This window comes from Zhongshania borealis, from assembly GCF_039539625.1.
Lineage (GTDB): Bacteria > Pseudomonadota > Gammaproteobacteria > Pseudomonadales > Spongiibacteraceae > Spongiibacter > Spongiibacter borealis.
The window spans coordinates 1182475-1206683 of the sequence record NZ_BAABDM010000001.1 but is presented as its reverse complement, the minus strand read 5'-3'; the positions used below and the strand labels follow the sequence as shown (position 1 = coordinate 1206683).

Sequence of the window (24209 nt, the reverse complement as noted above, 5' to 3'; positions counted from 1 at the left end):
CTGTGTTTAATGAAAATCATGAGACGCAGTATCTACCCGCATCAAGTGATCGTGGCTTTCAACGCTGAAAGCCACGACATGAATTACCGGTGTGGCGTGACCACTCACGGCTTTTTGTACGCAACCTTTTACCATCAGGAGTCGGCCTTGCAATAAGGCTTTTTGACAGTGCTCTTGTACTGCTGGCCACACAATAATATTGCTGTTGCCGGTTTCGTCCTCAAGTGTGACAAACATGACCCCCTTGGCGCTGCCTGGTCGTTGTCGACAACTGATCAAGCCAGCAATCCGAATAAACCTGCCGTCATCAATTTCTGTTAAGTCTTCTGCGCGCGCACAATTGGCGAATAGCTTGTGGCTGCGAAGCAATGCCAGTGGATGTCGCCGCAGGGTGAGGCCAGTGTGGCGATAATCGCTAAGTACCTCTTCGCTTTCAATCGGGGCTTTAAGTTGAATCATTTTATCTTGTGCGGGTTGTAAATTACCTAGCGGTGTAGGAGCTTGCCATGCGCTGATTTCCCATAGGCTTTGGTGACGGTGTAAATCAAAGCAGTGAAAGGCGTCGGCCTGTACCAACTGCTGCCAGTGCTGTTTGGCGGTACTGAATCGAGTACAGAAATTATCAATGCTATGAAATAGCGCGCTTTCTCGCACTTGGCAAAGTTGCGCAGCACTGGTTTTGCTTAAGCCTTTAATTAAACGCAAGCCTAAGCGCAGCGCGGGTGCTGTGGGTTCGCCTTCTAGGCGGTGATCCCAATTACTGTGATTAATACAAATAGGCCGCACTTCAATATTGTGGCGCTTGGCGTCTTGAATGAGTTGTGAGGGGGAGTAAAAGCCCATCGGTTGGCTATTCAATAAACCGCAGTAAAAGGCGGCTGGGTAATGGCATTTAAGCCATGCGGAGGCATAGGCCAGCAGAGCAAAGCTGGCAGAGTGGGACTCGGGAAAACCGTAGGCGCCAAAGCCCTTCATTTGACTGAAGAGGCGCTCGGCAAACGCCTCGCTATAACCACGTTCGCGCATGCCGTCGACGAGCTTGCTACGAAATTTTTCTAAATCGCCGTTTTTACCCCAACTCGCCATGGCTCTTCGTAATTGATCGGCTTCACCGCCGCTGAAACCAGCGGCGACCATGGCTAGCTGGATAACCTGTTCCTGAAAAACCGGCACGCCGAGGGTGCGTTTTAACACTCGGGCAATGGCGTCATTCTCATATTCAGCTTTTTCTAAACCTTGGCGGCGCTGTAAAAACGGGTGAACCATGCCGCCCTGAATGGGGCCGGGTCTAACGATGGCGATTTGAATGACGAGATCGTAAAAGGTGCGGGGTTGCAACCGTGGCAGCATGCTCATCTGCGCGCGAGACTCAATTTGGAACACGCCCACGCTGTCAGCGGCGCACAACATTTGATAAGTGGTGGTGTCTTCGGCGGGAATGTCGCTGAGCTGTTTAACCCCGCTGCCTGCGGCACTGATATAGGCGAGGCTTTTGCGCAGGGCGCTGAGCATGCCGAGGGCCAGTACATCAATTTTCATCATGCCTAAGGCTTCTAAATCTTCTTTGTCCCATTGAATAATTGTGCGCTCGGGCATGGCCGCATTTTCTATGGGTACCAAACTGGCAATCGGGTCGCGGGTAATGACAAAGCCACCAACGTGCTGAGATAAATGGCGAGGAAAACCGAGGATCTCGTTGAGCAAACTCATAAACTGCTGAACGGGAACACTACTGGTGTCGAATTGGCTTTCTTGTAGGCGTTGAATAAAGGTGTTTTTGTCGTCCCACCACGCCATATTGCCAGACAGCTTTTGCAGCAAATAATCGTCGAGCCCTAAAGCCTTGCCAACATCGCGCACCGCACTACGCCGCCGATAGCTGATAATGGTCGCCGCGAGGGCGGCGTGTTGACGGCCGTATTTCTTATAAATGTATTGAATGACTTCTTCTCGGCGCTCGTGCTCAAAGTCGACATCGATATCTGGTGGTTCATCACGTTCTCTGGAAATAAACCGTTCAAATAATAATTGCCCCCGGGATGGATCCACCTCAGTGATAAAAAGGCAGTAACATACCGCTGAATTGGCCGCCGATCCCCGGCCTTGGCAGAGGATATTTTGATTGCGAGCAAATTGGACAATATCGTAAACCGTTAAAAAATAATGTTCGTACTCTAGCTCGGCAATTAAGCTCAGCTCTTTGTCGAGCAGGCTTTTAACCAGTTCGGGTACACCCTTTGGCCAGCGTCGCTGTGCTCCGTGCAGGGTAATCTCACGCAGAAATTTACGGGCGTCTTGGTGATTAGGTACTACCTCGTTGGGGTACTGATAACTGAGTTCAGCCAGACTAAATGTACAGCGCTCGGCAATCGCGCAACTTTCTTCCAGTAAACCGGCTGGGTAGTCGCGCTGCAGTAGCGACAGCGGTTTAAGATAGCGTTCGCTATTAGCCTGTACGCTACTGCCAAGGGCTTGTATTGAGGTGTTGAGGCGAATGGCGCTGAGTATGTCTTGCAGAGGTTTGCGCTGGCGGGAGTGCATATGCACATTGCCGCAGGCAACCATGTTAATGCGATGCTCGCGAGCTATTTGGTAGCGTTTAAAATAATAGGGCTCGGCTTGTTGCTGGCCGTGAAAGCTGACGCCAAGCCAGAGTCGTTGGCCAAAATATTGTTTTAGCTCGCTAGCGTAGTGCTCGGTTTCATCGGGGTTAATCCAAATGGCAAAGCAGTGCTGACTATAGCGTCGTAAATCGCCTAAGCTTAGTTGATAGTTACCTTTGCTGCTGTGCAGGCGAGCTCTGCTGATGAGTGAACATAACTCGGTATACGCTTGCCGCACTGGCGCGAGTAAAACCAAATGAATACCTCCTTCGAGAATGAATTCCGCACCGCAAATTAATTTAATATTATGTTCTTGGCTGGCGCGGTAGGCGCGGACAATGCCAGAGAGGGAACATTCATCGGTAATGGCAATAGCGGTATAGCCAAGTTCAGCCGCGCTACTAAGCAGTTCATGCGGATGAGAGGCGCCGCGTAAAAAGCTGAAATTACTCAGGCAGTGAAGCTCGGCGTAAGACACCGTAGTAGGCTTTTGCTTAGGCATAGCGCTAGCCGAAAAAACCGTGTAAATACCAACGCCGATTTAGGCAGTCTTTAAAAACCCAGCACAAGGCACCGTGTTGATGGCGGGCAATATAGTAGTCGCGGGTTTGACGCTGTTGCCACCATTGGCCGTCGAAGCGCTCCGGCCCTTGCAATAATTGCAGTTCACCTTGCCAGAATAAACCCTGAGAGGTTTCGCTAATGTTTTCTGGTGGATGGCAGAGCCAATTTGGCCGCAGCAGCTTGTCGCTCATTGGTAGTGACGCTTGTTTGCCGGTGGCTGGTTGGCCATGGCGTGGTGAGCGTGTCGGCGTTGAGGTATGAGCGTCTCGGAGCACCCAGTTTAACTCTGGGAGATGGGCGTCTTGCAAACTGAATAAGTGGCAGCGCTGGGCCCCCAACCTGAGGCGTAGTTTGTCTAATACTTGACTGGTTTTTTCCTGTTGTTTGCTGCTGTTGGCGGTATCAAATAGCTGGTCGCTGTGTTGCTCGTTGCCAATAAATTGCTCGCAACGCAGGCTGAGCGTTTCTACTGGCCCTTGTAAACTGAGGGATTCTAAGCGCAGTACAACCAGTTCAATGAGGCTGCAACGATCGAAATGGCGCTGACTCAGCGCCAGTGACCAGGCTTCTCTACTGCCGTCTAGGTAGTGAAATTCCCATTGCATATCGCGGTTTAAACACTGGCGCAGACGCAGGTAGTGTTCTAGCTCACTCAGTAGCGCAGAGATCGGAAAACGCAATTGTTGTTTGCTGTGCAGGCCGCCGTCAAAATGACGTTGGGCGTTGAAAGTCTCTGGGGGGGTGAATTGTGGACGAATATCAGGCAGTTCACCGTGCAGCTTGGCGAGCACGATGGCGATGGCTTTGCCAAACCGGCGCTCAAGGGCGGCGCGGGGGAGAGTCTGGAGGCTGCCGAGCTGATGCATGCCCATTTCTTGTAATGTGTTAAGGGTTTTTGCGTCCAGTGGGAGTAGCTCAGTGGGCAGAGCGTGCAGGGCATTGTGTAGGGCTTCTTGGCGTATTTGTCCGGCAGAGCTTACTAACTTGGTTGGGCTGATATTTTGGTGACTGAGTAATTCTGCGGCCAGTGGCGTGTGGGCAATACCCAGTTGCACGCTAAGCCCCCTGCGGCGAAAGGCGCTAATGAATTTACTGTAGAGCCTGGCCATATTTTTAAACAAGCGCAAGGAGGCGCCCAGTTCTAGCAATACCGCATTGGGTGGGCAAAGGCAGACATCACCACTGAAGCGGTAGGCCCAAAGTGCGATGTTTGCTAAGCATTGTTGTTCGCGCTGGTGGTCACGGGGGCGAAGCTCAAGCGCGCTGCACAAGCTCATTGCGCTGGCGACCGACATGCCGCTAGCGATTCCCGCTTGTTGCGCGCTGGTGTTCGCCATCACAATAATATTATTCCGCGTTAGTGCCAGCATGCCTGTCGAATGATGCGCGCCAAGGGCTTCGAGTGGCAGCGTTGGTAGTCGCAGGCATAGCCATAACATTAGTGGGATGACTCGTTATTGCTCGCCTGGCTGCTATTCATCGCGTTGTCTTGCTGTGTTGCGGCGACGAAGATACCGGTATTGGCCAACAGGCTTATTTTGCGTCGTGTGGCTTGGCTTTGTGTCACGCTTGTTGAACTGTATACCGGCCACGTCGTCGCAGCACTTTGCTGCAGATACAGGGCGGCGGGGCGGGCTAATTGGAGTTGCTGCCCGGCGTGACCGCCGGGTTGTTTAATAATGTCAATTTGCAGGGATTGCTTGGCTGCGCTCAAGTGAAGGCGTAGTGGCGCGGGGGATATCTGCTTGGCCAAGCTAGCGGGGCGAAAATGAATATGCCAGCACTGACCATCTAATGCGGCAATGTGCAGGCGGCGCAACTGGCGATCATTTAGATCCGTTTTGCTAAACCAGCTTAAAACCGCGGCGTAAGCGCCACTACGCAGTAATTCCTCGGTGGCCCAGAGCTGGTCGGCGAACGTTTTGGGACTGACCAATAGCTGTCTGTTCACCGGTAGGCCCTGCTCCGCTAGGGCGGGGGTATAGGGAATATAAGGCGGATTTAACCACGCTATTGAACGATCAGCGAGCTGTTCACATAGGCCCGGCATCAACAACCACAATTCACCAATACCATACTCACCTAATAACTCGGTAGAGCCGCTGCGAGGCCAGCCGCCGGTGTGCAGTGCTGAATCTAGCGCGCTAAACCCCGTGCTCAGGCGGTCGCTCGTCGTCGCGCTGCTCCGGAGTTGCTGGCCTCGCCAGAGCTTGCGCTCATTGAGTAATTGTTCAAGAGAGTGATTTTTCATGGTGTCGCAGAATAGATTACTTAATATGCTGTATGTATATACAGTATATTAAGTGGTGTAAATGTCAATGCTGAACCGTGTTTACTACGGGATGGAATCGAGAGAATTGAGGTGGCTGGCCCGTGTTGCTTGTCGTAATGGCCCTGAGCTTATTCAATAATAATTGGCGTATATCATGATGCGCGGCCTTGCGTGGTTTATCATTGCTCGGATATGTCCACGTTTTAGGTTGAATTACATGAATTTGTCTTTTTACGCCATTTGTCTTCCTAAAATGAAGTCGCAGGCAGGAATGCACCGGGGTGAGTGGTGCTAGGTGATTACCGTTTTGCCCTTGTCGATTTGGAAACCACGGGCGGGCAGGCCGGGCAAGATCAGATAATGGAAGCGGCGGTTCGTGTGCTTGGTGGTGAGCAAGAGCTTGAATGGCAGTCGTTGATTGACCCAGCGTGCGCGGTGCCATCATTTATCCAAGGTCTCACGGGGATTAGTAGCAGTATGTTGCGCGGTAAGCCGCGTTTTTCCGAGATACAAGAAACCCTGTGGTCGTATTTGGATGGCGCGATTTTAGTTGCTCATAATGCCCGCTTTGATGCCGGCTTTTTGCGGGCGAATTTTGCTCGCTACGGCCGCGACTACCAGCCCCGTATTTTATGCACCTTAAAATTAGCGCGAGCACTTTATCCGGATTGGCCACGGCATGGTTTAGAAACCATTTGCGAACGAATAGGTTTTTATTCTGAAGTTCATCACCGTGCAATGGCAGATGTCGATGCAATGAAGGCCTTTCTTGATTACGCCCGGGCTGACAAAGGTGAGGCTGTGTTTAATTTTGAAGCGGGTTTATTGCTCGGCTTGCCGGTACTGCCACCAACAATCAGTCAAACGGATATCGATGCCATTCCCTTGCAGCCCGGGGTATACAGATTGCTGGGTGAGGCGGGGGAGTTGTTGTATTTGGCTGGCGCCACCTCGTTACAGGAGCAAGTGTGTTCTCATTTCGAAAACTCAGCGGGTGATAGCAAGGCCGCCAAATTAGCGCGTCGGGTATATGCAGTTCAGTGGCAGGCGCTGGCGGGAGACTTATCGGCGGCACTGCATGTAAATGCCGCACTTCGTGCTGAAAAACCCTTGTTGCAGCGTCGTATGAAGGCCATGGGCAAGCCCTGTTGCATGCGCTTTATCTCTAATGACCGTGGCGAGTTACAGTTACGATTGCGTTCCGGATTACCTGCAAATATTGCGCAGACGACTGAGTTACTTGCGCTATTTCGCGATCGTAAGCATGCCAAGACGCGTATTGCTGAACTGGCGAAGGAGCATGACTTGTGTCTGCGACGTTTAGCTGTACTTGCTGATACAGAGAGCTGTGGATGTCGTATTTGCACCGGGGCCGCTAATTTACCAAGTCCTGCAGAGGCTGAGGCGCAGTTAGTGTTAGCGTCTAACGTTGAATTTGCTAGCCGCGTTAAAGCGGCATTTGCTGGGTATTTGTACGCGCCGTGGCCCTTTACTGAGCCGGCGTTGATACACGAACAAAGTCAGGCCGGTTGTAGTGAGTGGCATTTAATCGACGACTGGCGCTATTACGGTAGCTTTACGTGGGATGCAGCGACGGGACAATTATGTGAGCTTAGTGATCAGGCAAGGCCAGTCGATGTTGAAGCGATACGGCTTCGCTGCGAGCAAAGCAAAGAGCTTCAGTATGAGCACTATCGTCTATTGCGCGCTTTTAGGGATGATTTACCGTGGCTGCCACTATCGGAATTTGCTATCAATAAGGCGCAGTAAACTCGGCCTCTACCCTAGCGTGTGAATCGGGTATAATTGCCGCCAATATTTGGGTTCAATTAATACATTTGCTTACGCTTGCGGCGTAGCGACAGATCAGTGAGATTTATTTATGGCTATTTCGTCTTTCCATCCTCCGCTTCGCACTTTGATGGGTCCCGGCCCTTCTGATGTGCATCCACGTATTTTGGAAGCGCTGGGCCGGCCAACGCTTGGCCACCTCGACCCCCTGTTTGTGGGCATGATGGACGAAACCAAAGCGCTTTTAAAATACGCTTTTCAAACGAGCAATGAATTAACCCTGCCAATTTCGGCGCCGGGTTCTGCTGGCATGGAGGCTTGTTTCGTTAATTTGCTTGAGCCGGGCGATAAGGCGCTGGTTTGTGTAAACGGTGTATTCGGCAACCGCATGATTGAGAATGTGACGCGTTGTGGCGCTACTGCAATTCGTTTGGACTTTGCCTGGGGCACGGCTGTTGAGCCTGCCGCTGTTGAGGCGGCTTTAAAAGAACACGCCGATATTAAAGTGTTGGCCTTTGTCCATGCTGAAACCTCTACCGGTGCTTTGAGTGATGCCGAGGCACTTTGCGGCTTGGCTAAGCAATATGGCTGCTTAAGTATTGTCGATGCCGTTACCTCGATGGGCGGTGTGCCGCTATTAGTGGACAAGTGGCAGGCCGATGCCGTTTACTCTGGCAGCCAGAAATGCCTGTCTTGTACGCCGGGATTGTCGCCCGTGACGTTTAGCTCTGCCGCGGTGGATGCTATTAAGGCGCGCAAACACCCGGTACAAAGCTGGTTTTTAGACATGAATCTGATCTTGGGCTATTGGGGTGAGGGTGGTAAACGGGCCTATCACCATACTGCGCCAGTTAATGCCTTGTACGGCCTGCATGAATCCTTGGTTATGTTACAAGAAGAGGGGCTGGAGAATGCCTGGCAGCGTCATGCAACTATGCACAGCGCCTTAGCTGCGGGTTTAGAAAGCTTGGGTGTTAAATTTGTGGTGGCCGCAGAGCAGCGTTTGCCGCAACTTAATAGTGTTTATATTCCTGACGGGGTCGATGATGCAGCAACCCGCCAGTATCTATTAGCCAATCACAATTTAGAGATTGGCGCAGGCTTGGGCGATCTTGCCGGAAAAGTCTGGCGTATTGGTTTGATGGGCTATAGCGCTAAACCTGAAAATATTCGTCTGTTGCTGTCGGCATTGGCCGAGGCAATGTCGGCTCAAGGCTATAAGTGCGATGCTACAGCAGCACTTGCGGCAGCAGAAGCGGTACTGGCGTAAATTTAGGCGTCACAGAATTGATTGCAGTGGTAAATTATCTGCTAATCTTCAGTTATCGTAATTGATGAGTGTGTTGATGTGAGTTCAAGTACCCCTTTGATCGAACAAATCCGGATGGATTTGCTGCAGGCGATTGAGAACGACGCAATTGTACTGCCGACCTTGCCAGAAGTGGCTTTGGAAATTCGCGAGGCCGCCAGTGACCCTGATGTCAATATTGGGATGCTGGCCACCATTATTGAAAATGACAGTTCAATAGCGGCGAGAATTTTACGGGTTGCCAACAGTTCGCTGTTGCGCGGCCTGCAGCCGATCAATGATGTAAAGGGTGCGATAGGGCGTATTGGCTTGGGCTATACCAGTACACTGGTCACAACCTTGGCAATGCAGCAAATTTTTCTGTCGACAAAAGAATCACTGAATCAACGTATGCGCAGTATTTGGGTGCAGAGTACTGATGTTGCGGCGATATCTCATACCTTGGCAAAAACGCAAGTCCATCTCAAACCTGAGCTCGCGACACTTGCTGGTATTATCCATCAAATTGGTGCGTTACCAATTCTCTCCTACGCCGTTGGTAGAGGTTTTCTGAGAGATCATCCGGAGTTATTGGATCAGGCTTTGTTGGAGCTTAGTCCAGAAGTGGGTCGCAGAATTCTGGAAGTTTGGGGGTTTGCGGAGGAGCTGGTGGTTGTTCCTGAAGGCTGCGCTGACTTTAGTCGGGAGCTGGAAACGGCTGATTACGCAGATGTTGTGGCCGTTGCACGGCTGCAGACCTATGTGGGAACGCAGCATCCATTGGCCGAGGTTGATTGGTTCCAGGTGACGGCATTTGCGCGCCTCGGTTTGCCGGTAACGCCGGGTGAGGGTGACGAAGCCTACCAGCAGCAGATTGAATTAATGCAGAGTATGCTGCGCGACTGATGCATCAAAAGCGCGGTAAATTACCGCGCCTTATTCCCTATCTTCTTTTGATTTTTTTCCGGAGACTTTTGTTTTGGAGTAGCTTAGCTTTTCGGCTGAGCGTCAAACTGCTGGCCGTTGACTTGGGCGCTGGCATCGCACATTAAATACAAATACAGCGGCATAATGACCTCTGGTAGCGGATTATTTTGCGGGTTTTCGCCGGGATAAGCCGTGCGGCGCATGACGGTTTGGGTAGCGCCGGGATTTATGGTGTTAACCCGAGTGTTGTTTAACTCAAATTCTTCGTCTGCCAAAACTTGCATAAAGCCTTCTGTCGCAAATTTTGAAACCGCATAGGCTCCCCAAAATGCGCGACCCTTGCGGCCAACACTGGACGATGTCAGTACCACTGATGCGGCATTGGCGGCGGCGAGCATGGGTAGCAGGGCTTGCGTCATCATAAAGGCCGCCGTGATATTGACGTGTAGTACGTCATCCCAGCTATCGGGGGTGGTTTGCGCTAGCGTCCGGCGCTGGCCAAGAATACTGGCGTTGTGAAGCAGGCCGTCAAGATGACCAAATTCTCGTTCAATGGTATTGGCTAGCTCCTCGTAGTCTTTCATTACTGCGCCGCGCAGGTGAACTGGGTAGATGGCGGCTTGCGGGTAACCGGCAGCTTCGATTTCGTCGTAAACCGCTTCGAGTTTCTCCACGGTGCGGCCCAATAAAATAACAGTGGCGCCGTGTTTGGCATAGCTTAGGGCTGCGGCGCGACCGATGCCATCGCCAGCGCCGGTTACTAAAATGGTTTTACCCGCTAAGCATTGAGGGGTGGCGATGAAATCATGGGGGAGGCTTAAAGGCACAGAATATCCTCGGGTTTAGGGAGTATGTAGTTGATTGATTAGCGGAATTAAATCTCTGGCTTGGGCAACAATATAGTCTGCGTCCCAGCTTTCCGCGCTATCACCCGCTGACACATAGCCGTAAGCACAGGCCACTGTGCGCATGCTGGCATTGCGTCCCGCCTCGATATCACGGCGGTGGTCGCCAACATAGATCGTGTGAGCGGGCAGGCAGGCGATTTCCTTGCAGGCGAGGTATATGGGTTCTGGGTGGGGCTTACGATTTGTTACGTGGTCGGGGCAGATGGCGGTGGCGCAGCGCTGGTCTAAACCCATGGCCATCAGCAGAGGCTCAGTAAAGCGGGCCGGCTTGTTGGTAACGATACCCCATTTCAAGCCACGTGTTTCTATGTGATCTAAGACCTCATTCATGCCGGGAAACAAGGTGGTGCTTACCGCGAGCTGGGCCAAATAGCGATCTAAAAATTCATTGATCAATTTTTGGAAGCCAGCGTCGCCTTCCTGTTGTTGAAAGCCGAGGCTGACCACTGCGCGAGCGCCATCGGAAACCCGCTTGCGCACCTCGTCATAGCTCTGTGGTGCTAATTGGTGCTCAGCGAGCATGGCGTTCAATACCGTTGTGAAATCCGCTGCGGTATCGAGCAGGGTGCCATCGAGGTCAAACAGTACGGCCTTTAGCATTACAGCGGTTTCTTAACGTGAATCATGTAATTGACGTCGACATCTTTGTCGTTAAGGCGGTAAGTACGCAGTAGGGGGTTATAGGTTAAGCCGGTCATGTGTTGCATTTGCAAGTCGGCTTGACGTACCCAGTTGCCTAATTCGGCGGGGCGAATAAAGCGGCTGAAGTCGTGGGTGCCCCGAGGAAGCATTTTTAATAAATACTCGGCGCCAACGATGGCCAGCATAAAGGCCTTGGGATTGCGATTGATGGTGGAAAAATAAATGTCGCCACCGGGCTTGCAGAGTTTCGCGCAGGCGCGAATGACCGAGGAGGGGTCGGGAACGTGCTCAAGCATTTCTAAGCAGGTGACGATGTCGTAGCAGCCGGCTTCGTCTTCAGCTAATTCCTCGGCTGTTATCTGGAAATATTCGACCTTGGTGCCGGACTCCAATTGATGCATACGCGCGACATTCAGCGGTGTTTCGCCCATGTCGATACCTTTGACTTTGGCGCCGCGCTGAGCCATTGACTCAGATAAGATACCGCCGCCGCAGCCTACATCGACAACTTTACGCTCTGCCAAGGGCGAGCGCTCATCAATATAGTTAACGCGCAGGGGGTTGATGTCGTGCAGGGGTTTGAACTCGCTGTTGCGGTCCCACCAGCGGTGGGCGAGTTCTTCAAACTTGGCAATTTCTGCCGGATCGACATTGCTGCCGGTGTTGTTTGCGTGGCCTTGCTGCATATTATTCTCCGCTAATCTTTTTGCGCCAGAGCTGTGCGCGGGCAACGATGTCCCGGCTGTCTAGCGTGGTCAGTTCGCCATTATCCAGTACCTTGCGGCCCATGATCCAGCTATAGCGAACCTGGTGGCTAATATTGGTGTAGACAATCTGAGATGTTGGTTTGTAAATTGGCTGCTGCTCCAGCCCCGAGAGATCGATGGCGATGATGTCTGCTTGCTTGCCGACTTCAATGCTGCCGACGAGGTGGTCAATGCCCAGTGCTTTTGCGCCATTCAGCGTTGCCATTTCAAGGGCGTAGCTGTCAGGCAGGGCGCTGGCGTCATTGGCGACTGCTTTGCCAAGCATCGCGGCAGTGCGCATTTCGCCGAAAAGGTCTAAATCGTTATTACTGGCGGCGCCATCGGTGCCAAGCGCGACGTTAATGCCAGCTTTTCGCATTTTTTCGATGGGTGAGAAGCCGCTCGCTAATTTTAGATTGGACTCAGGGCAATGCACCGCGTGGCAGCCGTGGCTGGCGAGGGTGGCAATATCTTCATCGTTCAGGGCGGTTAAATGTACGCACTGGGTCTTTGGACCGAGCAGGCCAAGGGCGGCGAGCCGGGCAATTGGCCGCTGGCCTAATTGCGCTACTGCGTCGTCTACTTCTTGCTGAGTTTCGTGGAGATGGATTTGAATTGGCACGTCGAGTTCAGCGGCGAAGGTGACAATGCGCTGCATTGCTTCGTCGCCGACTGTATAGGGCGCGTGGGGGCCAAAGGCGATGTTAATTAGCTCGCTGTATTTGTGGTCGTCGAGCAGGGCTAAGCCTTTGCGGAAATAATCGTCGGGGCCACTGCCCCATGCGCAGGGGAAGTCAAAGATAGGAAAGCTAAGTTGAGCGCGAATACCGGCCTTGCGCGCCACTTGGGCGGTAATTTCCGGGAAAAAATACATATCGCTAAAGGTCGTGGTGCCGCTACGTAGCATTTCGGCAATGGCGAGCTCGCTACCGTCGCGGACAAAATCCTCGTTAACCCATTGCCCCTCGGCGGGCCAAATATGATCGTTTAGCCATGTGTCGAGTGCTTTGTCGTCTGCCATGCCGCGGAATAGGCTCATGGCAGCGTGGCCGTGGGCATTAATCAACCCCGGCATAAGCGCGTGGTGCTTAAGGTGCAGCGTCTCGCTAGCCGTGATGGCCTCGGCTTCTGCCGCGGGCAGTATGGCGGCAATTTTGCCATCATTGATGGCAATGGCATAGTTGGCAAGCGGTGCGCTATTTGCTGCAACGGGGATTATCCATTGGGCAAAAATTAAGGTGTCGGCACGATTGATAATGGGGGCGGGCATAGGGCTGTCCGGATCCTTATGGGCAAAGTCGCAAGTATACCCGCAAACGGTGAGGCTGTGGGCCGATTTGTGGCGATAGCGCATTGATTTACGGCGATTTTGAACTGTCTTAGGGCGTTGGAATTATGCTATGATTGCCCCTTTATTTTGTGCTTCGAGCTGTTGCGTCGCTTGCGGTGATAGCGCCAGTGCTGGCTTAAATACCGGATGCGTCCGATTTCTCAGCGCCAATGCTGCGAAGCGAGTATCCATAATAAGGAATTACCCCGTTCATGGCTGATATAGCTAAAGAGATTTTGCCGGTCAATATTGAGGATGAGCTAAAGCAGTCCTACCTCGATTATGCAATGAGCGTCATTGTGGGTCGGGCCTTGCCCGACGTCCGGGATGGTTTAAAGCCGGTTCATCGCCGGGTGTTGTTCGCGATGAGCGAGCTTAATAACGACTGGAATAAGGGCTATAAGAAATCAGCCCGTGTTGTTGGCGATGTTATTGGTAAATACCATCCCCACGGTGATTCTGCGGTCTACGACACCATCGTTCGTATGGCGCAGCCCTTTTCCTTGCGCTATATGTTGGTCGACGGTCAGGGTAACTTTGGGTCCATCGATGGTGATAACGCGGCGGCCATGCGTTATACCGAAATCCGCATGCGTAAAATTGCCCATGAAATCCTCGCCGATCTCGACAAAGAGACCGTGGACTGGGTGCCTAACTACGACGGCACTGAGCAAATTCCAGAAGTTATGCCGACCAAAATCCCTGCGCTGCTGATTAATGGCTCATCAGGTATCGCGGTAGGTATGGCGACTAATATTCCGCCTCACAATCTTACTGAGGTGATTAACGGGTGCTTGGCGACCCTTGATAACCCCGATATCACCGTTGAAGAATTGATGGAGCATATTCCGGGGCCAGATTTTCCAACGGCGGCGATTATCAACGGCCGCGCGGGTATCGTCGAAGCCTATAAGACTGGTCGTGGTCGCATTTATATTCGTGCCCGTGCAGAAGTGCTTATTGATGAAAAGACCCACCGCGAAACGATCATTATTCACGAGTTGCCCTATCAGGTGAACAAGGCACGGTTGATCGAGAAAATCGCCGAGCTTGTTAAAGAAAAGAAAATAGAAGGTATTTCAGAGCTGCGTGACGAGTCTGATAAAGACGGCTTGCGAGTTGTTATTGAAATGAAACGCGGTGAAAGCGGTGAGGTGATTTTAAATAATCTCTATGCTCAGACCCAGTTACAGAATGTGTTTGGTATTAATATTGTCGCGCTGGTCGACAAGCAACCACGCATCCTGAATTTAAAGCAGCTTATTGAATATTTTATTCGCCATCGTCGCGAAGTGGTTACCCGTCGAACCGTTTATTTGCTGCGCAAGGCGCGGGAGCGCGGTCACGTATTGGAAGGTCTTGCCATTGCGATTTCCAATATTGACGAAATTATTGCCATGATTAAGGCCTCGGCCACTACCCAAGAAGCTAAAGATGCATTGATCTCTCGCCCATGGCAATTGGGCGATGTAGCTGGCATGTTAGAGCGCGCCGGCGAAAATGCCTGCCGTCCAGACGATTTAGAAGAAATGTACGGAATGCGCGACGGTCAGTACTTTCTGTCGCCAGTTCAAGTGCAAGCGATCCTTGATTTACGTCTGCAAAAGCTGACTGGCCTTGAACACGAGAAGCTACTGGGTGAGTATCAGGAGCGCTTGCTAGAAATTGCCGAGTACCTGAATATTTTGGCTAATCCAGACGTATTGATCGCGGTAATTCGCGGTGAGCTGGAGCAGGTTGTCGCTGACTACGGCGATGAGCGTCGCAGTGAGATTGTCGCTTCGCATTTAGACTTGAATCACGAAGACCTGATTCCTGAAGAAGATCGCGTGGTCACTATTTCTAATGGTGGTTATGCGAAATCACAGCCTTTGGATACTTACCAAGCTCAGCGCCGTGGTGGTATGGGAAAATCGGCGACCTCGGTAAAAGACGAAGATTTTGTAGAACATTTATTAGTGGTGAACACGCACACCACGATTTTGTGCTTCAGTAATATCGGTAAGGTGTACTGGCTTAAGGTATACCAAATTCCTGTGGCAGGTCGTAACTCTCGCGGTCGCCCCATGGTGAATTTATTGCCATTGGGTGAAGACGAGCGAATTACCTCAATATTGCCGGTGAATGAATACACTGAAGGCTACTTTATTTTTATGGCCACCGGTTTCGGTACAGTGAAAAAGACTCCGCTAGAGGCGTTTTCTCGCCAGCGCAGCGTGGGTTTGCGCGCGATAGAGCTGGACGAAGGCGATGTACTGATCGGCACAGCGATCACCAATGGTGAGAACGATATATTGCTGTTGACCAGTGCTGGTAAAGCCGCACGTTTTGCAGAGAAAGACGTGCGCGCCATGGGACGTACGGCGCGCGGTGTGCGTGGTATTCGTATGGATGAAGGTCAGCGCGCCATTGCCATGATTATTCCCCAGGCGGGCGGCTGTGTTTTGACTGTCTCTGAAAATGGCTATGGCAAACGAACCTTGGTTGAAGACTTTCCTGCCAAGGGTCGTGGTAACCGTGGTGTAATCGCCATGGCAATGAGCGAGCGTAACGGTCCTCTGGTCGGCGCTGTGCAGGTCTTTGAAGGCGATGACTTGATGCTTATCAGCGATCAAGGCACCTTGGTTCGTACCCGTACCGATGAAGTCTCAATTTTAAGTCGTAATACCCAAGGTGTTCGCGTTATTCGTCTTAAAGAAGATGAACATTTGGTGGGCGTACAGCGGGTAGACGAAGAAGATGAAGAGCTGCCATTGGATGACGAGGCTGAGCCTGCTGTTGCAAGCGAAGCGGATGTGATTGCCGCTGAGCCCGATGATGCAGCAGGTGATGATGCGCCAGCGGTCGACGAATAAGTCTGCATTACAGTAAAGCTTCTTTTAGGAAGTAAGAGCGGCGAAGCGTGGCTTTCGTCGCTTATGAATTTTTAATCTTTGGAGTGGCAATTCAAATGGCACGTCGTTTTAATTTTTGTGCAGGCCCAGCTTCTATTCCTGAAGCCGTATTAACTGAAGCCGCAGAGCAATTGCTGGATTGGCAGGGGCGCGGTTTGTCGGTCATGGAAATGAGTCACCGCTCTGAGGAAATGGTCGGAATCGCGAATCAGGCTGAGGCGGATTTGCGTGAGCTGATGGGGATTTCTGACGACTACGCTGTGTTGTTTTTACAGGGCGGTGCGAGCAGTCAGTTCTCCGCAGTGCCTTTGAATCTGATGGGCGAAGGCAAGGTTGTTGATTACGTCAACACCGGTGAGTGGTCTAAAAAGGCTATTAAAGAAGCCAAGCGCTATGCCAAAGTGAATGTGGTTGCCAGCTCGGAAGACACTAACTTCACCACAATCCCTGCCTTTGAAAGCTGGAACGTAAGTGAAGATGCCGCGTATTTGCACTATACCCCCAACGAAACAATTGGCGGTCTAGAGTTTTTCTGGACACCTGAAAGCAAGGTGCCCTTAGTTGCGGATATGTCTTCAACTATATTGTCGCGTCCAGTCGATGTGAATAAATTTGGTTTGATCTACGCCGGTGCCCAGAAAAACATCGGCCCAGCAGGTTTAACCATTGTTATTGTGCGCAAAGACTTAATGGGTAAAGCAAATGCTATTACCCCGACAATGATGGATTACAAAACTGCTGCTGATAACGATTCTATGTACAACACGCCGCCAACTCTAGCGTGGTATATGGCCGGCTTAGTATTCAAGTGGTTGAAGGCGCAGGGCGGCCTAGAGGCGATGGAAGTAATCAACCGTCGTAAAGCAGAGAAGTTGTACGGCTATATCGATGCCAGCGGTTTTTATAGCAACCCAGTTGAAGTTGCCAGTCGTTCATTAATGAATATTCCTTTTGTTTTAGCTGACGCAAGCTTGGATAAGTCTTTCCTTGCTGGTGCAGAAGAGGCGGGGCTGTTGAATTTGAAAGGCCACCGCTCGGTGGGTGGTATGCGCGCCAGTGTTTATAATGCAGTGCCAGAAGAAGCGGTTGATGCATTAATTGCTTATATGAAAGCCTTTGCCGAGCAGAACAGCTAATTACTATGACTGAAAGCAAAACGCCGCCAGTGGATCTCAATACCTTGCGTCAGGATATCGATAGTATCGATACTCAGATTCACGAATTATTGAATAAGCGCGCACGCTGCGCCCAGCAAGTAGCTGAGGTGAAGTTGGCCGAGTTCGCAGCGGCTCAGCAGTTTGAGTCTAGTGGCGATAGCAATAGCTCTCAGCAATTACTGTTTTACCGTCCGGAGCGTGAGGCGCAGGTCTTGGCGCGGGTGAAGGCGGCTAACAATGGTCCGCTGGCTGACGATACAGTTGCATTTATCTTTCGCGAGATTATGTCGGCGTGCTTGGCTTTAGAAAAACCAATGGAAGTCGCTTACCTCGGCCCCGGTGGTACATTTACCCAAGCTGCGGCATTAAAACATTTTGGTCACGCTGTTATTAGCGTGCCTCAGGCTTCTATTGACGGTGTGTTTGCCAAAGTTGAGTCTGGTCAGTGCCACTACGGTGTGGTGCCGGTAGAGAATTCCACCGAGGGCATGGTCTCCCATACTCTTGATGCCTTTATTAATTCACCGTTAAAAATTTGTGGTGAAGTTGAGCTACGTATCCGTCTTCACTTGTTGGTTAGCAGTCAAACCGCGGGTAAAGAGATCAAGCGGATCTGCGCTCACCAGCAAGCCTTAGCGCAGAGTCGACGTTGGCTGGACGCGAATTTCCCCGGTGTTGAACGTTCTGCGGTAAGTAGCAATGGCGAAGCCGCAAGAATGGCTGCCGAGGAAGAAGGTGTCGCGGCGATTGCCGGTGATTTGGCGGAAAGCCAATATGGCTTGCAGCAGCTTGCGGGAAATATAGAAGATCAACCCGACAACACCACACGCTTCCTTATAATAGGACGTGAGAATGTCTCGCCCAGCGGTAGCGATAAAACCTCATTAGTGGTGTCTGCGCGCAATCGCCCGGGTGCATTGTTTAAGTTGCTGGAGCCTTTCCAGAAAGCCGATGTGATGCTGACTCGTATCGATACGCGGCCATCGCGCAGCGAAACGTGGACTTATGTCTTCTTTATCGAATTTGAAGGGCACCGCGACGATCCTAAAATTATTGATATTCTCAATGCCATTGAGCAGTACTCCATAATGTTTAAAGTCTTGGGTTCTTACCCAAAGGCGGCAATCTAGTCATGTTTGTGTTCTGCTTTCTGCGCATTATATTAAGTCTAAAGGTGGCTAAATCGTGAGTTGCGATGTGTTTGCGCTGGCCAATGCTGGCGTGCGCGGTTTGCAGCCGTATCAGCCGGGTAAGCCGATTGAAGAGTTACAGCGTGAGCTGGGCCTAAGTGATGTGGTTAAGTTGGCCAGTAATGAAAATCCACTAGGGCCATCGCCGTTGGCCTTGGCTGCTGCGGAGCGGGCTTTAAAAAATCTGCATTTATATCCTGATGCCAGTGGTTTTGAACTCAAGAAAAAATTGGCCGTAAAGCTGGGTGTTAGCGAGCAGCAGTTTACTTTAGGTAATGGTTCTAATGACGTTTTAGATCTTATTGCCCGTACTTTTCTTGGCCCCGGTTGCTCGGCAGTTTTCTCTCAGCACGCCTTTATTGTTTACCCCATTGCAGTGCAGGCGGTGGGCGCGCGAGCCATTGTTACGCCCGCGAAAAATTGGGGTCACGACCTTGCTGCGATGGCGGCGGCAATTGAAGCTGATACTCGTGTGGTGTTTATTGCCAACCCCAATAACCCCACTGGCAATTACTTAAATCGCGATGAATTGTCGGCGTTTCTCGCCCAAGTGCCAAACCATGTCATGGTGGTGTTGGACGAAGCCTATATTGAATTTGCGGCGGCGGATGATTTTCCCGATGGCCTCAAGTTTCTGCAATCCTATCCCAATATCATTGTGACTCGCACATTCTCTAAGGCCTATGGGCTAGCCGGTTTGCGTATTGGCTATGGTATTAGCACTGCCGAAACCGCCGACTTACTCAATCGCGTGCGTGCACCATTCAATGTGAGCGTTCCAGCTTTGGCGGCCGCGCTGGCAGTACTGGATGACGAAGATTACCTTCAGCGCAGTCAGCAAATTAATCGCGATGGCATGGTGCAAATATGCCAAGGCTTGGATGCGCTGGGCCTGCGCTATATTCCGTCTCTGGGGAATTTTATTGCCGTTGAGCTGGCGAGCGATGCTATGTCTGTCTACCAGGCACTGCTGCGTGAGGGTGTGATTGTGCGCCCAGTCGGCGTGTATCAAATGCCTAAACATTTACGTGTTTCAATTGGTTTGCCGCACGAGAATAAGCGCTTTCTAGACGCGTTGAAAAAGGTGTTGAGTGTCTGAGTTCTATATCAATAAGCTCACCATTATCGGCTTAGGACTGATGGGTGGTTCGCTTGCTCGTGCGCTAAAAGCACAAGGCGCAGTAGGCCAGGTAGTTGCAACTGGACGTAGGGCTGAATCCCTAGAGAAAGGCTTGGCGCTGGGCGTTATTGATGCCTGGACCCTCGATATGGCAGAGGCGGTAGCGAATGCCGATGTCGTCGTGATTGCCACGCCAACGTTGATAGCAGAGAAAGTGCTCGCTGAGCTCGAACCATTAATGACGACAGCAATGGTTGTGACCGATGTCGCCAGTGTGAAGGGTAATATGCAGCGCGCCGCCGAAAATGTTTTTGGTGACGTACCGGCTAATTTTGTGATGGGCCACCCCATAGCGGGTTCTGAGCAAAGTGGTGTAGAGGCAGCGACCGTTGATTTATTTTTAGATCACCGCGTTATATTGACACCTTTGCCGACCACTTCTGCGGCGGCGACAACGCTGGTACAGGCGATGTGGGAAGCATGTGGTGCCGAAGTGGTGTGTATGGATGTCGCCGAGCATGATTCGGTTTTGGCCGCGACGAGTCATTTGCCGCATGTTTTGGCCTATACCCTTGTTGACGCCCTTGCCCAGAATGGCGCGGCAGCCGATATTTTCCGCTTTGCGGCGGGCGGCTTTCGCGACTTCACTCGTATAGCCTCAAGTGATCCAACAATGTGGCACGATATTGCCCTTGCAAATCAAGATGCGATTTTACAAGGGATCGATAATTTCAGTGCGCATTTAGACAAAGTCCGCGCGGCAATTGCCAGCGGCGACGGCGCCAGCCTTTACGCCACCTTTGATCGTGCCAAGCGCGCCCGCGACGAACACTTTCTGGGGCAGTATCTCAGTCGGCAGAAGAAATCGCCTTCAACTTAATTTGCTTATTAAAGAGAATCTAATCGTGGAATTTCTATTGCAGCCCGGTGGCCAAATGCGCGGTACAGCCCGTGTTCCCGGAGATAAATCTATTTCTCATCGCTCGATTATGCTCGGCGCGATTGCTGACGGCACTACCACCGTAGACGGCTTTCTTGAAGGTGAGGACGCCTTGTCTACACTCAAGGCGTTCCAGTCTATGGGTGTGCAAATCGATGGTCCAGAAAATGGTCGAGTGGTCATTCATGGCGTCGGTCGTGATGGGTTAAAGGCACCGGCTGGTGATTTGTATGTTGGTAATTCCGGTACCTCAATGCGTCTGTTGGCAGGCTTGCTGGCTGGGCAGAATTTTGATGTCACCATGACTGGCGACGTATCGCTGAGCAAGCGGCCTATGGAGCGTGTTGCCGCACCGCTTCGTGCAATGGGCGCTGTGGTTGAAACAGCTGAGGGTGGACGTCCGCCTTTAACCCTGCGTGGCGGCAGTAAGTTGACGGGCATTGATTACGTATTGCCGATGGCCAGCGCTCAGGTGAAATCCTGTGTTTTACTGGCAGGCTTGTATGCCGAAGGTCAAACACGCACGACTGAGCCAGCGCCCACGCGTGATCACAGCGAGCGCATGTTGCGCGGTTTTGGCTACGATGTGCAGGTCGCAGGTCCCGTTGCGAGTTTGCAGGGTGGCGGTCGATTGTCGGCAGTGCACATTGATGTACCCGCTGATATCTCTTCTGCGGCCTTCTTTATGGTGGCAGCGAGTATTTGTCCCGATGCTGATTTAACGCTTGAGCACGTTGGTGTAAACCCAACGCGCGTCGGCGTAATTAATATTCTTCGCGCTATGGGCGGAGACATCACTGTTTTCAATGAGCGCGAAGTGGGTGGCGAGCCAGTGGCGGATATTCGCATTCGCCACGCTAAGCTTAAGGGCATTGATATTCCTGAAGACCAGGTGCCCTTGGCGATAGATGAATTTCCTGTGCTGTTTGTGGCGGCGGCTTGCGCTGAAGGTCGTACGGTATTGACCGGCGCTGAAGAATTGCGGGTGAAAGAAAGTGACCGTATTCAAGTGATGGCAGATGGGCTGCAGGCGATGGGGATCTCAGCCCTGCCCACGGAAGATGGTGTTGTCATCGAGGGCGGCCAAATTACCGGTGCCACGGTGAATAGCCATCATGATCACCGTATTGCGATGGCATTTGCAGTGGCGTCTTTGCGTGCAACAGACCTTATTCGGATACAGGATTGCGATAACGTCGCGACCTCGTTCCCGAACTTTGTTGAATTGGCCGCTGGATTGGGTATGCAAATTGAACAATTGAATGCCGAGCAAAGCTCATGAGTGATCTCCCGGTTCCTGTAATCGCTATCGATGGTCCGAGCGGCTCAGGTAAAGGCACCTTGTGTCAGACCTTGGCTCGCCATTTTGGTTGGCATTTATTAGACAGCGGCGCCCTATACCGTTTAACCGGGATGGCCGCTGATCGCCACGGCGTTGCACTGGATGATGAGTTAGCGGTTGCGACGCTCGCTAAAAATTTAGATGTGCAGTTTGTTCCCGGTGCGGCGGGCGAGCCAACCTCCGTTTTGCTGGAAGGTGATGACGTGAGCGGCGAGCTGCGTACTGAGAAAACCGGTTTATTGGCCTCTAAGGTGGCGGTTTTGGGCGCGGTGCGCAGCGCTTTATTGCAGCGTCAGCGCGATTTTGCCCAGGCGCCGGGGTTGGTTGCCGATGGTCGCGACATGGGCACGGTGGTGTTTACTAGCGCGCCGCTCAAGATATTTTTAACCGCCAGCGCTGAGGAACGCGCCGAGCGCCGCTATAAGCAGTTGAAATCAAAGGGTGATGATGTTAATCTCGCGACCCTTTTATTGGAGATTCAGGCTCGAGATAAGCGAGATTCTGAGCGCGAACTGGCTCCTTTAAAGCCCGCTGCTGACGCGATACAGCTTGATAGTAGTGGCTTGGGAATAGAAGAAGTGTTCGAGCGGGTGTTGGCAGAAGCCAAGATTCGTCTGCCTAGCTTGTAAAAGCGGGCAAAAAACCGTCACAGACAGCGCAAATACCAGCTGGCGTTGTTTTGGGGCAATATGAATTGACCCGTGTAAGCTGGATACACGGCGATACGGTGGCGATGCCACTATTAATACTCAGGTAATGACTAATGAGCGAGAGCTTTGCTGATCTATTTGAAGAAAGTTTAAAAACCATTGATATGAAACCCGGTTCAATCGTGACCGGCGTTGTTATTGATATTGACAGTGATTGGGTTACCGTTCACGCCGGACTGAAATCTGAGGGTGTTATTCCTCGCGAGCAGTTCTTGAGCGAAAGCGGTGAGTTCGTTCTGGCAATTGGTGACGAAGTTCAGGTTGCTCTAGAGTCTGTAGAAGACGGCTTTGGCGAAACTAAACTGTCACGTGAAAAAGCCAAGCGCGCTGAAGCATGGACTACGCTTGAAGCGGCCTATGAAGCTGAAGAAACCGTTATCGGTATCATCAACGGCAAGGTAAAAGGTGGTTTTACTGTCGACATCAACAGCATCCGTGCCTTCCTGCCCGGTTCATTGGTTGACGTTCGTCCGGTTCGCGATACTGCGCACCTCGAAGGCAAAGAACTCGAATTCAAAGTCATTAAATTAGACCAGAAGCGCAACAACGTTGTTGTTTCTCGTCGCGCCGTTCTTGAGAGCGTAAACAGCGAAGAGCGCGAAGCGCTACTCGAATCTCTGCAAGAAGGCATGATTGTTAAAGGTATCGTGAAGAATCTGACCGACTACGGTGCTTTCGTAGATCTGGGCGGTATTGACGGCCTGTTGCACATCACCGATATGGCTTGGAAGCGTATTAAGCACCCAAGTGAAATCGTTGAAGTTGGCCAAGAAATTGATGTTCGTATTCTGAAATTTGACCGTGAGCGCAACCGCGTATCACTCGGTCTGAAGCAATTGGGTGAAGATCCATGGGTGGCTATCAAAGGCCGTTACCCAGAAAATTCACGTGTTAAAGCTAAAGTTACTAATCTGACTGACTACGGCTGCTTCGCCGAAATAGAAGAAGGCGTTGAAGGTTTGGTTCACGTTTCAGAAATGGATTGGACCAACAAAAACATTCACCCCTCTAAAGTGGTTAATGTTGGCGACGAAGTAGAAGTAATGATCCTGGATATCGACGAAGAACGTCGTCGTATTTCTTTGGGTATCAAACAGTGTCAGCAAAACCCATGGGATGCCTTCGGTGGTCAGTTCACTAAAGGCGACAAGATCAAGGGCGCTATCAAGTCGATCACTGACTTCGGTATCTTCATCGGTCTAGACGGCAATATCGACGGTCTGGTTCACTTGTCAGACATTTCTTGGAACGAAACTGGCGAAGAAGCCGTGCGTAAGTTCAAGAAAGGCGACGAGATCGAGACTGTAATCCTGTCTATCGATCCTGAGCGCGAGCGTATTTCTTTGGGCATCAAACAGCTTGAAGACGACCCGTTCTCTAACTACGTTGCTGAAAACGACAAAGGCGCCATTGTAAATGGTGTTGTTAAAGAAGTTGATGCTAAAGCCGCTATCATCGTGTTGAGCGAAGAAGTGGAAGGCGTACTGAAAGCTTCTGAGATCAGCCGTGATAAAGTTGAAGATGCGCGTAACGTCCTGAAAGTGGGCGAGACCGTTGAAGTTAAGATTATCAGTGTTGACCGTAAAAACCGCGCAATGACCTTGTCTATTAAAGCCAAGGACGTTGATGACGAGAAAGAAGCTGTTAAATCACTGCGTGAAAAAGAACCCGAAACGGCTGCTGCACCTGCAACTATCGGTGACTTGATCAAAGCACAGATGGAAAACAAAGACTAAGGTCTGCGTGACGCACACTTATCTTGATAAGTGTGCGTAACTATCTGGC

18 protein-coding genes are annotated in these 24209 nt (G+C 51.4%); 11 read left to right on the top strand and 7 right to left on the bottom strand.

The genetic code is table 11. The features are described 5' to 3' along the window. Positions 1-6: 6 nt before the first annotated feature. From ABD836_RS05695 to imuA, 3 genes are read right to left on the bottom strand one after another with little or no spacing between them, the layout of a single operon-like run. Entirely contained in the window at positions 7-3081 is a 3075-nt protein-coding gene (locus ABD836_RS05695; protein WP_425583020.1) for an error-prone DNA polymerase, read from the bottom strand. 28 nt (positions 3082-3109) lie between these two features. Further along, a complete protein-coding gene (locus ABD836_RS05690; protein ID WP_344933243.1) occupies positions 3110-4606 on the bottom strand; it encodes a Y-family DNA polymerase in 1497 nt (498 codons plus the stop codon). Beyond that, positions 4606-5418 carry a translesion DNA synthesis-associated protein ImuA gene (gene imuA, locus ABD836_RS05685; RefSeq protein ID WP_344933241.1) on the bottom strand — a complete coding sequence of 271 codons (813 nt, stop codon included), beginning with the start codon at positions 5416-5418 and terminating at the stop codon, positions 4606-4608. The genes ABD836_RS05690 and imuA overlap by 1 nt, the downstream gene beginning before the upstream one ends. Positions 5419-5727: 309 nt before the next feature. Between imuA and ABD836_RS05680 the strand changes: the two genes are divergently transcribed. The 3 genes from ABD836_RS05680 (at position 5728) to ABD836_RS05670 (ending at position 9424) form a co-directional block, all read left to right on the top strand. After that, positions 5728-7209 carry a 3'-5' exonuclease family protein gene (locus ABD836_RS05680; RefSeq protein WP_344933239.1) on the top strand — a complete coding sequence of 494 codons (1482 nt, stop codon included), beginning with the start codon at positions 5728-5730 and terminating at the stop codon, positions 7207-7209. Positions 7210-7321: 112 nt separating this feature from the next. Then, a complete protein-coding gene (locus tag ABD836_RS05675; protein WP_344933237.1) occupies positions 7322-8500 on the top strand; it encodes a pyridoxal-phosphate-dependent aminotransferase family protein in 1179 nt (392 codons plus the stop codon). 78 nt (positions 8501-8578) lie between these two features. Beyond that, complete coding sequence (locus ABD836_RS05670; protein ID WP_344933235.1) at positions 8579-9424, top strand: HDOD domain-containing protein; 846 nt, start codon at positions 8579-8581, stop codon at positions 9422-9424. Between the two features lie 83 nt (positions 9425-9507). Here the strand turns inward: ABD836_RS05670 and ABD836_RS05665 are convergent, their stop codons facing one another. The 4 genes from ABD836_RS05665 to ABD836_RS05650 are packed head-to-tail and all read right to left on the bottom strand — an operon-like array spanning position 9508 to position 13011. Next, the gene (locus ABD836_RS05665; RefSeq protein ID WP_344933233.1) at positions 9508-10272 is read right to left on the bottom strand and encodes a YciK family oxidoreductase; all 765 of its coding nucleotides are present in this window, start codon (positions 10270-10272) and stop codon (positions 9508-9510) included. A 15-nt stretch (positions 10273-10287) separates the two neighbouring features. Continuing rightward, entirely contained in the window at positions 10288-10953 is a 666-nt protein-coding gene (locus ABD836_RS05660) for an HAD-IA family hydrolase (RefSeq protein WP_344933231.1), read from the bottom strand. Beyond that, positions 10953-11681, bottom strand: a complete 729-nt coding sequence (ubiG, locus tag ABD836_RS05655; RefSeq protein ID WP_344933229.1) for a bifunctional 2-polyprenyl-6-hydroxyphenol methylase/3-demethylubiquinol 3-O-methyltransferase UbiG — start codon at positions 11679-11681, stop codon at positions 10953-10955. Before ubiG ends, ABD836_RS05660 begins: the two co-directional genes overlap by 1 nt. Position 11682: 1 nt before the next feature. Next, on the bottom strand, positions 11683-13011 hold the full coding sequence (locus ABD836_RS05650) for a TRZ/ATZ family hydrolase (RefSeq protein WP_344933227.1): 1329 nt from the start codon (positions 13009-13011) through the stop codon (positions 11683-11685). A 272-nt stretch (positions 13012-13283) separates the two neighbouring features. On the opposite strand from ABD836_RS05650, the gene gyrA reads away from it, so the two are divergent. The 8 genes from gyrA to rpsA all read left to right on the top strand — a co-directional run bounded on the left by gyrA (position 13284) and on the right by rpsA (position 24160). After that, positions 13284-15926 carry a DNA gyrase subunit A gene (gyrA, locus tag ABD836_RS05645; RefSeq protein WP_344933225.1) on the top strand — a complete coding sequence of 881 codons (2643 nt, stop codon included), beginning with the start codon at positions 13284-13286 and terminating at the stop codon, positions 15924-15926. A 95-nt stretch (positions 15927-16021) separates the two neighbouring features. Then, on the top strand, positions 16022-17101 hold the full coding sequence (serC, locus tag ABD836_RS05640; protein ID WP_344933223.1) for a 3-phosphoserine/phosphohydroxythreonine transaminase: 1080 nt from the start codon (positions 16022-16024) through the stop codon (positions 17099-17101). Between the two features lie 5 nt (positions 17102-17106). Continuing rightward, entirely contained in the window at positions 17107-18252 is a 1146-nt protein-coding gene (gene pheA, locus ABD836_RS05635) for a prephenate dehydratase (protein ID WP_344933221.1), read from the top strand. Positions 18253-18307: 55 nt separating this feature from the next. Next, complete coding sequence (gene hisC, locus ABD836_RS05630) at positions 18308-19411, top strand: histidinol-phosphate transaminase (RefSeq protein ID WP_344933219.1); 1104 nt, start codon at positions 18308-18310, stop codon at positions 19409-19411. Next, positions 19404-20312 (top strand): prephenate dehydrogenase/arogenate dehydrogenase family protein, encoded by a 909-nt coding sequence (locus tag ABD836_RS05625; protein WP_344933217.1) that lies wholly within the window; start codon positions 19404-19406, stop codon positions 20310-20312. Before hisC ends, ABD836_RS05625 begins: the two co-directional genes overlap by 8 nt. 25 nt (positions 20313-20337) lie before the next feature. Next, positions 20338-21654: a 3-phosphoshikimate 1-carboxyvinyltransferase gene (gene aroA / locus ABD836_RS05620; protein WP_344933215.1), complete on the top strand. Its 1317-nt coding sequence runs from the start codon at positions 20338-20340 to the stop codon at positions 21652-21654. Next, positions 21651-22343, top strand: coding sequence for a (d)CMP kinase (gene cmk / locus ABD836_RS05615; protein ID WP_344933213.1), 693 nt, complete (start codon positions 21651-21653; stop codon positions 22341-22343). Before aroA ends, cmk begins: the two co-directional genes overlap by 4 nt. 134 nt (positions 22344-22477) lie before the next feature. Then, on the top strand, positions 22478-24160 hold the full coding sequence (gene rpsA / locus ABD836_RS05610; RefSeq protein WP_344933211.1) for a 30S ribosomal protein S1: 1683 nt from the start codon (positions 22478-22480) through the stop codon (positions 24158-24160). Positions 24161-24209: the final 49 nt, after the last annotated feature.

Coding starts and splice junctions, on each gene's coding strand:
- ABD836_RS05690 (WP_344933243.1), bottom strand. CDS start 4,606: ATGTTATGGCTATGCCTGCGACTACCAACGCTGCCACTCGAAGCCCTT.
- imuA (WP_344933241.1), bottom strand. CDS start 5,418: ATGAAAAATCACTCTCTTGAACAATTACTCAATGAGCGCAAGCTCTGG.
- ABD836_RS05675 (WP_344933237.1), top strand. CDS start 7,322: ATGGCTATTTCGTCTTTCCATCCTCCGCTTCGCACTTTGATGGGTCCC.
- ABD836_RS05660 (WP_344933231.1), bottom strand. CDS start 10,953: ATGCTAAAGGCCGTACTGTTTGACCTCGATGGCACCCTGCTCGATACC.
- ubiG (WP_344933229.1), bottom strand. CDS start 11,681: ATGCAGCAAGGCCACGCAAACAACACCGGCAGCAATGTCGATCCGGCA.
- ABD836_RS05650 (WP_344933227.1), bottom strand. CDS start 13,011: ATGCCCGCCCCCATTATCAATCGTGCCGACACCTTAATTTTTGCCCAA.
- gyrA (WP_344933225.1), top strand. CDS start 13,284: ATGGCTGATATAGCTAAAGAGATTTTGCCGGTCAATATTGAGGATGAG.
- serC (WP_344933223.1), top strand. CDS start 16,022: ATGGCACGTCGTTTTAATTTTTGTGCAGGCCCAGCTTCTATTCCTGAA.
- pheA (WP_344933221.1), top strand. CDS start 17,107: ATGACTGAAAGCAAAACGCCGCCAGTGGATCTCAATACCTTGCGTCAG.
- cmk (WP_344933213.1), top strand. CDS start 21,651: ATGAGTGATCTCCCGGTTCCTGTAATCGCTATCGATGGTCCGAGCGGC.
- rpsA (WP_344933211.1), top strand. CDS start 22,478: ATGAGCGAGAGCTTTGCTGATCTATTTGAAGAAAGTTTAAAAACCATT.